At 67.1% G+C, this 12,438-nt stretch carries 8 protein-coding genes; 5 read left to right on the forward strand and 3 right to left on the reverse strand.

All coding sequences use genetic code 11. From position 1 onward, the window contains the following. Positions 1–9: 9 nt before the first annotated feature. A complete protein-coding gene (locus ACYQ78_RS23240) occupies positions 10–3,351 on the reverse strand; it encodes a family 16 glycoside hydrolase (protein ID WP_459802998.1) in 3,342 nt (1,113 codons plus the stop codon). Between the two features lie 168 nt (positions 3,352–3,519). On the opposite strand from ACYQ78_RS23240, the gene ACYQ78_RS23245 reads away from it, so the two are divergent. The 3 genes from ACYQ78_RS23245 (at position 3,520) to ACYQ78_RS23255 (ending at position 8,795) form a co-directional block, all read left to right on the forward strand. Beyond that, on the forward strand, positions 3,520–4,860 hold the full coding sequence (locus tag ACYQ78_RS23245; protein ID WP_459802999.1) for a hypothetical protein: 1,341 nt from the start codon (positions 3,520–3,522) through the stop codon (positions 4,858–4,860). Positions 4,861–4,982: 122 nt separating this feature from the next. Then, positions 4,983–7,652 carry an RICIN domain-containing protein gene (locus ACYQ78_RS23250; protein WP_459803000.1) on the forward strand — a complete coding sequence of 890 codons (2,670 nt, stop codon included), beginning with the start codon at positions 4,983–4,985 and terminating at the stop codon, positions 7,650–7,652. Positions 7,653–8,036: 384 nt separating this feature from the next. Then, positions 8,037–8,795, forward strand: coding sequence for a neutral zinc metallopeptidase (locus ACYQ78_RS23255; RefSeq protein WP_459803001.1), 759 nt, complete (start codon positions 8,037–8,039; stop codon positions 8,793–8,795). Positions 8,796–8,936: 141 nt separating this feature from the next. Here the strand turns inward: ACYQ78_RS23255 and ACYQ78_RS23260 are convergent, their stop codons facing one another. Both ACYQ78_RS23260 and ACYQ78_RS23265 read right to left on the reverse strand, forming a co-directional pair. Beyond that, complete coding sequence (locus ACYQ78_RS23260; protein ID WP_459803002.1) at positions 8,937–9,431, reverse strand: hypothetical protein; 495 nt, start codon at positions 9,429–9,431, stop codon at positions 8,937–8,939. Between the two features lie 421 nt (positions 9,432–9,852). Further along, the gene (locus ACYQ78_RS23265) at positions 9,853–10,785 is read right to left on the reverse strand and encodes an SDR family NAD(P)-dependent oxidoreductase (protein WP_459803003.1); all 933 of its coding nucleotides are present in this window, start codon (positions 10,783–10,785) and stop codon (positions 9,853–9,855) included. Positions 10,786–10,866: 81 nt separating this feature from the next. Here ACYQ78_RS23265 and ACYQ78_RS23270 point away from each other — a divergent pair, with 81 nt between their 5' ends. Together ACYQ78_RS23270 and ACYQ78_RS23275 are read left to right on the forward strand one after the other, a co-directional pair. Beyond that, on the forward strand, positions 10,867–11,415 hold the full coding sequence (locus ACYQ78_RS23270; protein WP_459803004.1) for a TetR/AcrR family transcriptional regulator: 549 nt from the start codon (positions 10,867–10,869) through the stop codon (positions 11,413–11,415). A gap of 67 nt (positions 11,416–11,482) precedes the next feature. Next, on the forward strand, positions 11,483–12,400 hold the full coding sequence (locus ACYQ78_RS23275; protein WP_459803005.1) for a TIGR03564 family F420-dependent LLM class oxidoreductase: 918 nt from the start codon (positions 11,483–11,485) through the stop codon (positions 12,398–12,400). Positions 12,401–12,438: the final 38 nt, after the last annotated feature.

Raw genomic sequence — 12,438 nt, forward strand, 5'->3', positions numbered from 1 at the left:
TTCCGATGGTTAGGAGAGGGGTTCGATCCACACGTTGCGGAACCGGGGGTTCTCGCCCGCGTCGCCGTGGTCCTGGAGGCGGATGCCGCCCGTGGCCACGCTTTCCGCGATGTTGTCGCCCGTGCCGCCGTCGACGGCCACGTCGTTGTGGACGACCACGCCGTTCCAGACGACCGTCACCCGCGCGTTGTCGACCTTCACGCCCGTGCTGGTGTAGCGGGCCGCGCGGAACGTGATGTCGTAGGTCTGCCACGTCCCCGGCGGGTTGGTCACGTTGCTGTCGGCCGCGCGCTTGTTGTAGATCGCGCCCGCCCCGTTGATCAGCGGCGCGGGGTCACCCGCGGACTCCAGCACCTGGACCTCGTAGCGTTCCTGGAGGAAGACGCCGCTGTTGCCGCGCTGCTGACCGGTCACGTTCGCCGGGTAGTCGGGCACCAGCCACTCGACGTGGAGCTTGAAGTCGCCGTACGTCTGCCGGGTGCGGATGTCGCCGCCGAGGGATTCGGCGGAGCCGTTCGCGATCGGCCAGGTGGCCGTGTTGCCGTCCCGCTTCTCCCAGGCCGCCAGGGTCGACCCGTCGAACAGCGTGATCCGCTGCGCGAGCGACACGCTGATGTGGTCGAGGTTGACGTTGCCCGAGTCACCCGTGTCGTACTTGTAGGTGATCTCGTTGGTGCCGCGCTTCAGCGGGAGCTGCTCGGTCTGGACGGCCCACGACTGCCAGCCGCCGCTGGAGGCCAGCCGCACCTGCCTGACCTTCTCGCCGTTGACGTACACGCTCACCGTTCTGACGGTGTCGGCCGCGTAGCGGAGACCGACGTTGTGCGGGCCGGTCGTGTCGGACCACACGCTGAACGACGTGCTCGCGCCCGCGTTCCAGTAGCCGTCCACGAAACCCTTGTAGGTGTGGCCCGGGTGGTCGTTGTTCGACTTCGCGCCACCGGTCAGCGTGGCGTTCTCCGCTTCGAAGACCCGTTGCGCGGCGACGGTGAGGTTGTCGAGGTTGACGTGGCCGGTGTCGCCGGGGTCGACCTTGTAGGTGATGGTGTTGGCGCCCGCGTTCAGCGCCAGCGGCTCGACCCGGGTGGCCCACTGCTCCCACGACACCGTGGAGGGCAGCGGCACCTGCCTGATCTTGGTTCCGTTGACGTACACGCTGACGGATTTGTTGCCCGGCGCCGGGTTCGGGCCGTTGGAGTAGCGCAGCCCCACGTGGTAGACGCCGTCGCGGGGGACGGTCACGGCGAACTGCGTGGCCGCGCCCTGGTTGCCGTAGCCGGCGACGAAACCGCTGCCGGTGTAGCTCAGGTGGTCGGTGGCCAGGTTGGCGCCGCCGCTGTGGGAGGCGCTCTCCGCCTCGTACACGGAATCGAGCTGCGGGCCGTCGACCAGGGTGTTGAGCGTGTACCAGGCCTCGGTGCTCCAGAGCGGCTGCCCCGACGCCGAGGCGAACGGGCGCGGCGAGCGCAGGTGCACCACGCGGTCGGCCTTCAGGCCCGCGATCTTCAGCGTGACCTTCTTCCCGTCGGCGCTCAGGTCGGCGGAGGTGACGGTCAGCGGCTCCTCGTCGACCTTCGGACCGCCGTAGGTGGAGGAGGCGGCGTACCGCCACTGGGTGATCTGGTACTTACCGGCCAGCGACGCGGCGGTCTGCTCCGAGAGCGGCTGGGTGTACTCCACCTCGAAGCCGCCCGCGATCGCGCGCATCTTCAGCATGTCGAACGCCTTGGGGTCGCCGGGGGTCAGCTTCTGCAGGCCGTACATGAGCTTGCCCGCCTGCCCCCAGTTCCCGGTGGAGCCGAGACCTCCGGCGTAGATCGCGCCGTCGGGCCCCAGGCTGATCCGGTTGATCCCCGCTTCGAGACCCTGGGTGAGGCGGAAGACCGCGCCCTGGTACTCGCCGTCGACCTTCTCCAGGAAGGCGCGCTGGATGCCGCCGTAGGTGACGTCGCCGAACAGCATCTGCCCCGCGAACCTGCCCTCCTTGAGCAGCAGCGGCGTGCTGGGCGAGTTGGCGATCTCGTTGTGCGGCAGCCACAGGACCGGCTTGGTGACCGGGTTGTTGTCGAACCGCCCGTCGGGGTTGGTGTAGTGGTTGAAGAACCGGCCCTGCTTGATGTGGACGAGCTTCGAGGCCGGCAGCCAGCCGCCCTGGTTGTCCATGACGAACAGGTCGTCGTTGGGACCCCATCCAATGCCGTTCGGTGTACGCAGACCTCCGGCGATGTACTCGACCGCGCCGGTGGCCTTGTCGACCTTGATGGTCGTGCCCCGGTTCGGTGCCGGCTGCGGGTCGGTGGTGGCGCCGCCGTAGTTGATGGAGACGGACAGATTGATGTAGAAGTGCCCGTCCCGGTAGAGCATGCCGAACGCGAACTCGTGGAAGTTCCCGCCGAACGGCCAGGTCGCGACGGTCCTGAGGTCGTCCGCTACTTCGTCGCCGTTGGTGTCGTTCAGCTCCACCAGGCGGTTCTTCTCGGACACGTAGAGCTTGCCGTCGACGTACTTGATGCCCATGGGCTCCTTGAGCCCGCTCGCGATCCTCTTGGTGGTCACCTGGGCGGCCGAGGTCTGGCCGGTGACGTGGTCGAGCAGGTAGACCTCGCCGAGCGTCTTGTCGGAGCCGCCCCATGTGGCGATCGCCAACCGGCCGTCCGGCAGCCAGTCCATCGCGCTCACCTGCGGCTCGAACCCGCTGGGCCGAAGGGCGGTGAGGGTGAAGTCGGGGTGGACGGACTCCAGCGGCAACCCGTCGCCGGGGGAGTCGGCCCCGCTCTCACACTCCTTGCGCCCTGGGGCGGTCACCCGCACCACACCGGCGTCCGTGCTCAGCACCGAGTTCGGCACGAGCGTGAACCCGGCGGCCCCCGGCGGCTTCCACTCCAGCTTGAGCTGCTGGCCGAAGAGGTGCTCGAAGTGGTCGATGCGCAGCGCGTGATACCCGGCGGTCAGCGCGATCGTGCCGTCGACGGCGATCACCCCGTGCCGCCCGTCGTTGGTGATCACGACCGTGTCGTCGATCGTCAGCCGGGAGCCGTCGTCGCTGGAGAGCCGGAACTCGTGGACACCGGCGGTGGCGATGGAGATATTGGCCGTGACCTCGGTGACGAACTTGTCGACCAGCCCGAAATCGGCGTCGGACACCCAGTCGATCGTGGGCATCTTCTTGTCCACGTTGGGCGTCTGACCGGGCTTGAGCACGCAGAGCTTGGACAGCTCGACCTGCACGTCATACGTACGAAGAGTGACACCCGGCTCCTGAGGCGGCAGAGCGGCCCGCGCGGGAGCGGGCACCACGAGCCACGACAGTGCTGTGAGCAGTGAGACGGATAAGAGGGGTAATTTCCGCATGGCAAGCCCCATTTCGGCGCTGTAACACAGGGGACATTAATGCTGCTCTGCGCCGTAATATAGATCGAGATCTTCGTGTTGCCCATACCCTTTTGCGGAAATCGACGAAAGTCTTGCGCCTCGCGACAGAAGCGCAGAGTAACGATCGCACCCCGTTAGCATGTGCCCGTGCTCGAGATGATCGTGCTCTTGGCGGTGGTGTGCGTTCCGCTGGCGCTCGTGTGCGGCCCCCTCTTCCTGGCCGCCCGAGACCGCCCGCGCCTCGGGGCGGCCCTGTCGGGAACCGGACTCGTGATCCTGGCGCTGATCGCGGCGTTCACCCACGAAGACGGGCACTACGACGAATTCGGGTCGCTGCTGGCCGCCATCGCGGGCGTGCCGGCCGGAGCACTGCTGATCTTCGGCCTGAACCCCGCCACCCCATGGCTGCTGAGAGTCCTCGGCCGGAACGTCTCACGCCTGCCTCCGGCCGTCAGGCCGGCCGCGCGCCACCTGGCCGCCCGGCCGTCTCGAACCGCTCCCGGCGTGGCCACCACGATGACCGCGACCGCCGTCGCGGTCGCCGTGATGATCATCACCTTCGCCCTGTCGGCGCAGGCCAGGGCGTACTACCAGCCCGAAGCGCCGCCGGGCGCCCTGGTCGTGGAAGGGTTCTCCCCGGAAGACGAGGCCACCCTGCGGGCCGCCATCCTGGACGAGCTGCCCGGCGCCCCCATCGTGCGGAACAACGGTTTCGACGGGTTCGGCCTCCTGCAGGTGAAGACCCCCGATTCCCACTTCTGGGAGGATTTCCAGATCGGCGACGAGGCGCTGCTCCGCTACCTCACCGGAGACCCCGCGACCCCCTACGACCAGGGCACGATCGTGATGGTCGCGGCAGACGACGAAGAGGTGACGTCGGCGCAGGTGGAGTCCGTCGGCCGCACCAGAACCCTCCCGATGGTCACCGTCAGGCCCGCCGATCCCCGGATGGCGGAGGTCTTCATCCCCGCGAAGGTCGTGCAGAACCTCGGCTTAGACCTGGAGCCGGAGCAACTGATCATCGACCCTTCCCTCCATCGCACCACGCCGATCGAACAGGAGCGACTCGACCGCCGGCTGGGCGACCTCGCGACCACCCACCTGGAACAGGGCCACCGGTCTCCGACGGCGTGGCTGTACGTCGTGGCGGCGGCGATCCCCATCGCCCTCATCGGCACACTGGCCACGATCTCCACAGCCGGTTCGAGACGCGTCCTGCTCCGGGCCGGAGGCCCCCTGCGGTCGCCGATCGCCTGCCGAGCGGCGTTCGCCACGGCCTTCGGGACGGTGCTCGGCACCCTGGCCGGATGCGCCATCGGCCTGCTCCTGGCCTGGCCCATGACCACCTCGATCGAAGGGGACCCGCCGCCGAGAGTGTCGTTCGAGACCCCCTGGACGCTGATCGCCGCCCTCGTCATCGGACTCCCCGCACTCGCCGCAGGCCTCGCGGCCCTCGCCCCCCGGCGGCGACGGTTCGGATCCGGTTGATCTGTTCGTCCCCTGTTGCCAGACCGCTTTGTTGATGCGACATTCCATGAGACATCAGTCGGCATACGTCATATGTCTTGTGCAGATGTGTTAGCGCAAACATTAAGCGAGAGGAACAGAGCGTGAAGTCAGCCTTATCCACCACCGGGAAGGTGCTGGCGGTGCTTACGGTCTTCGCCGCCGCCGTGTTCGGTGGCCCGGTGGCCTCGGCCGATACCCAGGCCACCTACTACGTCGCCCCCGACGGCAACGACTCCAACGCCGGAACGATCTCGGCACCGTTCAAGACCGTGGAACGCGCGCGGAACGCCGTCCGCACCATCAACGGCAACATGACCGGCGACATCTACGTCTACCTTCGCGGGGGCACCTACCCGGTCACCAGCACCATCGACTTCACGACGGCCGACTCCGGTACGAACGGCTTCCGGGTCATCTACTCCGCCTACCAGAACGAGACGCCGAACCTGACCGGCGGCGTACAGGTGACGGGGTGGACGCAGCACAGCGGCAACATCTGGAAAGCACCGCTGAACCGCAACAACAAGCTCCGCGCGCTCTACGTCAACGACAAGCGCGCCTTCATGGCCACCAAGACCGTCAGCTCCCAGGGGTGCACCGGCACCTACACCATCACGGCGGGCCAGGCGTCGTGGGCGTGGGAGTCGGGTTCGCAGTGCGCCGGATCGCGCTACAGCCTGAGCGACTTCCCCGCCGTCGCGAACAACCAGGACGACATCGAGATCGAGACCGGCACGACCTGGACCACCGCCATCGTCGGCGTCCGCACGGTCACCTCCGACGGCTCCAGCCGCATCGCCACGTTCCAGCAGCCCGGCGCGGCCATCGCCCAAGGCGCCTTCAACGGCAACGCGCAGGTCGGCGGGACCCACAAGCTCATGAACGCCTACGAGTTCCTCGACACCGCGGGCGAGTTCTTCTTCGACAAGAGCACCAAGACGCTCTACTACTACAAGGCCAGCTCCGAGAACATGTCGACGGCGGCGGTCTTCGCCCCGAACAACGTGACCACCCTCATCAAGGTCGCCGGCACGTCCACGAGCGCCCGCGCCCGGAACATCACCTTCTCGGGCCTCACGGTCCAGCACTCCGACTGGAACCTGTTCAACGTGGCCGGTTCGGTGCTCAAGCAGGCCCAGCAGGGCAACCTCGGCGCCACCGCGTACGCCAAGCAGAACTTCCACGCCTACTCCTACCGCAACGTCGACACGGCGCCCGGCATCATCCAGGTCGACAACGCCGACGGGCTCGTGTTCCAGCGCAACCGGATCCAGCACACCGGGGTCGACGGCGTCAACCTGGTCAACGACGTCATCAACACGCAGCTCATCGGCAACTACACCAACGACATCGCCGGATCGGCCATCACGGTGGGCCACCCCCAGCACGTCTACATCGGTGACCACACCTCGTCCAACCGGGAGAAGTACACCGCGGCGGTCGAGGGCGCGCCCAGGAACATCGAGATCAAGAACAACTACCTCTACGACAGCGCGGTCCTGTTCTACGGCCACAGCCCCATCTCTGCCTACTTCGCCGACACCCTGTCGATCCAGCGCAACCGCATCGAGAAGGCCCCGTGGGCCGGGGTGACCCTCGGCTGGGGCTGGTGGAACTTCGACGGATCGTCAGGCTCGATCCGGCCCAACGTGCCGACCACCGTGGCGAAGAACAACACCATCAGCTACAACCACTTCGTCGACACGGTGCAGCGCCTCAGCGACACTGCCCCCGTCTACACGCTGGGCAACCAGCCCGGGACGACGATCACCAACAACTACATGCAGGGCGTCCCGTCGGGCCACAAGTACGGACTCCACCCCGACGAGGGCTCGGGGAACATGGTCTTCCGCGACAACGTCCTGAGCGTCGACAAGAACATCACGTGGCTCATCAACTCCGACGACTGGGGCCGCAAGCACGACCTGAGCATCACGCAGACCTACGGGCCGATCAACAAGGTCTCCAACAAGAACCTGCCGAACAGCACCGTCCACGACATCCTCGTGTCCTCCGACTACGTCTGGCCGGCGGCGGCGTACGGCATCGCCGTGAACTCCGGCCTCGAGGACGCCTACCGCGGCGTCATCCCGCAGAGCAACCTCTCCCTGCCCGACTACGTCCTCCCCGCCAGCACGTACGTGAGCAGCGGCACGACCTCGATCCCCATCCGCGGCACCGGAGACTCGTCCAAGACCATCTGGCTCGCCCCTTCGGGCACGACGACCTTCACCGCGGGCGCCACGATGACCAGGGCGGCGGGAAACGCGACCTCCATCGCCGTCCCCACGGCCAACGGCGAATACCGCCTGTTCGTCGTGGACGCCCAGGGCACCCGTTCCTCGGCGTCGCTGGTCCGGCAGGGCAGCGGCAGTAGTGGTGGGGGACAGCAGATCGTCGGCACCCAGTCGAACCGCTGTGTCGACATCACCGGCGGCTCGACCGCCAACAACACCCCGGCCCAGCTGTACGACTGCGGCAGCGGCACCAACCAGCGCCTGACCTACACCTCGGGCAAACAGCTGCAGGTGTACGGCACCAAGTGCCTGGACGCCAGCAACCAGGGCACCACGAACGGCACCCAGGTCATCATCTGGGACTGCAACGGACAGACCAACCAGCAGTGGAACGTCAACTCCAACGGCACCATCACCGGCGTCCAGTCCTCCCTGTGCCTGGACGCCTCCGGCGGCGCCACCGCGAACGGCACGAGAATCATCCTGTGGACCTGCAACGGCGGCCCCAACCAGCAGTGGACCCTCCGCAGCTGACCTGACCTAGCCGGGACGCGGACGGTCTCCCCACCGTCCGCGTCCACCGCCACAATCTCGTTCCATGGACGTCAACGGCTTCTGGGACCTGATCGAAGGCTCGGCGCGCGAATCCACGACCCGTGATGAACGCGTCCGCGTCCTGGAGGATCGCCTTTCGGCGGGTCGAGATGGCCAATCGCGCCTGCTCCTACAACGTGTGGGGAACTCGAACAACTCTTCTTCCAAGGTCACCGGCGCACATCGTTGTCGAAGAACGGAGCCTTCCCCTGGGCCGAAGAGGAATATCCCGTCTTCGAACTGACGGTCCTGACGGCTGCGTACTCGAACGCGGCGAATCCGCAATCTCGTGATCGGGACGTTTGATCACTAGGATCCGTCGATATGTCCTTGATCCTTAATGTCGCGATGGCTCTCTCGTTAACGGTGTCGGTGCCGGCCGGTCCGGGGGTGCTCACCAAGAATCCGATCTACAAATCCGGCGCACTACCCGTGGTCACCTGCACCGAAGAGCCGTACTTCTCCGACTTCGGCAACACGCAACGACAGGCCGAGAACATCATGACCTGCCTGGAACAGGCCTGGCGGCCAATCCTCGCCAAGGCGAAGATCCCCTTCAAACACGCCAAACTCGTCATCAAAGACGGCGACCGAGTGAAGGCGTGCGGGGTTTCCGGCGAGGCGCACGAGACGACCAGCGTGTATTGCCGAAAGAGCAAGACGATCTACGTCTGGTCTCCGGTGAGGGCGCGGAACAACGAACTCAACCGGCCGACCCTCCTGCTGAGCATTGGGCGTGGCTACGCCTACCACATCCAGCAACTCACCGGCATCCTTCCCGCCGCGCAGAAGGTATACGACAAAGCGCCGAAGAGCGGCAAGCGGGACGTGGGCCTCCGACTGGAAATGCAGGCCACCTGTTTCGCGGCCGCCTTCCTCGGCAGCGTCTGGGATTCCCTTGGGCACACCGCCGAAGACCACAAGCCAACCTATGTGCAGTACGTGCTGGCCAACATGCACCATGCGCTGGGCTTGAACAACGGCAAACACGACAACGGCGAATACTGGGCGAAACGAGGGTTCGACACTCGCTCCCCCGGATCCTGCAAGACGTTTTCGGCCCCGGCGAAGCGCGTCAGCTAGTCGCCGACAAAGCTCTGTTGAAGGCGGCGCTTAGGGCGAGCCCGTCAAGAAGGTCGTAGCCGGCCGTGAAACGCATCGAGGCTGACCCGTCGCTCCACCGGGTCAGCCCGCATGCCCCTCCGCATTCGCGGATGCCCACTCTCAGTTGCGCAGGGTGAACGTCAGAATGGTGCGGTCGTCAGGTTGCCTGTCGACATCGTTCTGCACCCGGATCTGCCTGGTGGCGCCCTGCCCCGGCCAGAGCAGGAACGTACCGATGCTCCCCTTGCCCTTCAGCCAGGGAGTATCCGCGCTGTCACCCTCGAAGAACCAGACGGCGATGTTGTCGACGGTCAGAATGCCCGAGGCGGCCCACTGGAGCCGGTAATGGACCTCGGTCCGGATCTCGCCACCGCACTTCGCCCAGGCCTTGAAATTCCTGGCCGGCCCGCCGATGCGCCCCGTGTTGTTGAGTGAGAGGTTGTATCGGCAACGCTCGTTCTTGCCGAAATTCTCGTAATCCATCATGTCGAACGTGATGTTGCCGGTCGCGGTCCGATCGGCGAGAGCGGACGCCTCGGCAGCGGGTGCGAAAACGCCCAGAGAAAGGGCGCCCGCAGCGGCACTGAGACCGAGAAAGCGGACGATGCGGTTCACCGGAATCTCCTTTGGTGAGGACGACGCTGTCCGCAGTAAAAGCCCGCCCACTTGCAGCGCTCCTTCACGTCACCTGCCGACCGATGAAAGGACTCCTGACCTGTGAGACTTGTCGACAGGACCGGCGTACAAGAATCGGCGCCGGCGATATCACGAGATGCCCCAGTCACCTGAAACAGCGCCCGAAGCGACAGCGAGGTCGGTGCCGCAATTACGGGCCGGGCGGGGCGTGAGGGGCGCCTACTCGAACTCATCCGCCCAGTTCGGCATGGGTTACGACTGAGGAAGTATCAGACGACTCTCCCGAGATAATCGGACTCATCTGCCTGAGTTGCAGGGACTCGCCTCAGCGGTGGCTCGGGGCAGCGGCGTCGCCGCCGTCTCCTGCCAGCGTCGGACCAGGCCCCCGTGCGTACAGATGTCACACGGGGAACGTCACCCGGGTCAGCTCCTCTGAGATCGTCCACAGCCGACGCTGGGTCGCGAGGTCGTAAGATCGCGGGCTCGACGTCACCACCTTCGGATAGCCCCTGCTCTCCTGGAATCCGTCCGGGCCCATGAACTGGCCGCCCTGAACGGCCGGGTCGGTCGCGGCGCGCAGCGAGGGCAGCGCCCCCATCTCGGCAGGCTGGATCAGCAGCGGCCGGACCAGCGCGAAGAAGGCCCGGAAGTACCACGGCTGGTTCGCGACGGAGGTCCTGGATCCGCCCGTGTCGGATCCCCCGGGATGGGCGGCGACGGCGATCGTCTCCCCCGCTCCGGACAGGCGGCGCTGGAGCTCGTAGGTGAACATCAGGTTGGCCAGTTTGGAGTTGCCGTACGCCGCCACCCGGCTGTATTCGCGGGTGGTCCAGTTGACGTCGTCGAAGTCGATCGGCCCACCCTGCCGGTGACCCGCGCTGCTGACGGTGACCACGCGAGAGCCCGGAACGGGCAGCATCAGGTCGAGCAGCAGCCCGGTCAGCGCGAAGTGGCCCAGGTGGTTGGTGCCGAACTGCATCTCGAAGCCGTCCGCGGTGGTCTGGCGCGGGGCGTACATGAGACCGGCGTTGTTGATCAGCAGGTCGACGCGGTCATAGGAGGCACGCAGCTCGGCGGCTGCCGCGCGGATCGACTCCAGCGAGGCCAGGTCGAGGCGCTGCACCCTGACCTCGGCATCCGGGATGCCTGCGGTGATCCCGGCCGCGGCCCGTTTGCCCTTGTCCAGATCGCGTACGGCCAGCACCACCGACGCTCCCCGCGCGGCGAGCGCGTTGGCGGTCTCGAAGCCGATTCCGGTGTTGCCTCCGGTGATCACGGCGACGCGACCTCGCTGATCGGGCATGTCGGCGGTCGTCCACCGCTCTCGGGGCATGGGTCCTCCAGATATAATCGGAGCGATCGTTCCGTTTTGAACCATACCGGAACGCACGCCCCGTTTGTCGAGGAGGCCCCTGTGACCGAGAAGCCCCGGCCGCTGCGCGCGGACGCCGTCCGCAACCGTGCTCGCGTGTTGCAGGTCGCCTACGAGACCTTCGCCGAAGAGGGGGCGGGCGTCCCGATCGACGAGATCGCCCGCCGGGCGGGAGTCGGGGCGGGCACGATCTACCGCCACTTCCCCACCAAGGAGTCGCTGTTCCAGGCGATCGTGGCCGACCGGTTGCAGCAGGTGGCCGAGCGGGCGCGAGACCAGGCGGCGGTCGACCCGGGAGAAGGGCTGTACGCCTTCCTCGTCCACATGGCCGAACAGGGCGCGACCGATCTGGGTCTCACAGAAGCGTTCGCGGGGAACGGATTCGACCTGGCGACGGCCCTGCCCGACGTTGAGAAGGAGTTCACGGAGCTGATGGCCGACCTCCTCGGCCAGGCCCAGCGTGCGGGAACCGTGCGATCCGATGTGGACGTGGCCGACATCAAGACCCTGATCGTCGGCCTGCAGGCGATGCGACGCTTCCGGGGCGACAGCGAGGTGATGCGGGTGATCCGGGCCGGTCTCGCCGGTTAAACGGGGCGGTCGTTCCGGTACAGTCCTAACCGGAACGACCGCCCCGAATACATCTGGAGCCGACCGCATGGACATCGGACTGTCGAGCTACGGCACCGGCGCCGTCCCGGAACTCCTGACCGAGATCGAACACGCCGCGGCCAGTGGCTTCTCCCGTTTCTGGCTCGGCGAGCACGGTGGCTGGGATCCGCTGACGGTGTTCGCCGCGCTGGGAGACCGCGCCCCCGGCATCGATCTGGGCACCTCCGTCGTGGGCACCTACCCGCGCCACCCCCTCGCCCTGGCCGCCCAGGCGCTCACCACCCAGGCCGCGACCGGCGGGCGACTGACCCTCGGCGTGGGCCCCAGCCACGCCCCGGTCGTCGCGAGCAGATATGGGCTGACCTGGCAGTCTCCCCTCCGGCACACCCGCGAGACCCTGGAGGTCCTCGCCCCCGTCCTGCACGGCGAGGAGGTCGAGGTCCACGGCACGTCGATCACGGCGGCCGGCGGCGTCACCGCACCCGGCGTGACCCCGCCGCCGCTCCTGCTGGCCGCGAACGGCCCCCGCATGCTCGCCCTCGCCGGCGAACACGCCGACGGCGCGCTCACCATGTGGACGACCCCCCGATTCCTCGGCGAGACCGTGGTCCCCACCGTCACCACCGCCGCAGCGGGACGAGCGGCCCCGCGCATCGCCGTCGGACTCCTGGCGTCCGTGACGTCAGACGTGGAAGGCGCCCGCCACCGCGTCAACACGGACTTCCGCCAGGCCGCGACCCTGCCCACCTTCCGCGCCCTGCTCGATCGGCAGGGATCCACCGGCCCGGACGACACCCTGGTCGCCGGCAACGAGGCCCACGTCGAGATGACGGCGGCCCGCTTCGCCGATGCCGGGGCCACCGAACTGATCATCTTCCCCGTCGGCCGCCCCGAAGACCGAGACCGAACGATCGCCCTGTTCGCCGATCTAGCAGGCAGAGGACGCGTGCCGGACCCCGTTTGAGACAATGGGAGAACCTTGCCGAGGCGCACCTGTTCGCC

The organism is Herbidospora sp. RD11066 (assembly GCF_054661255.1).

Excerpts from the sequence above, each read along its gene's own strand:
- ACYQ78_RS23265 (WP_459803003.1), bottom strand. The coding sequence starts at position 10,785 with ATGCCCCGAGAGCGGTGGACGACCGCCGACATGCCCGATCAGCGAGGT.
- ACYQ78_RS23255 (WP_459803001.1), top strand. The coding sequence starts at position 8,037 with ATGTCCTTGATCCTTAATGTCGCGATGGCTCTCTCGTTAACGGTGTCG.
- ACYQ78_RS23275 (WP_459803005.1), top strand. The coding sequence starts at position 11,483 with ATGGACATCGGACTGTCGAGCTACGGCACCGGCGCCGTCCCGGAACTC.
- ACYQ78_RS23240 (WP_459802998.1), bottom strand. The coding sequence starts at position 3,351 with ATGCGGAAATTACCCCTCTTATCCGTCTCACTGCTCACAGCACTGTCG.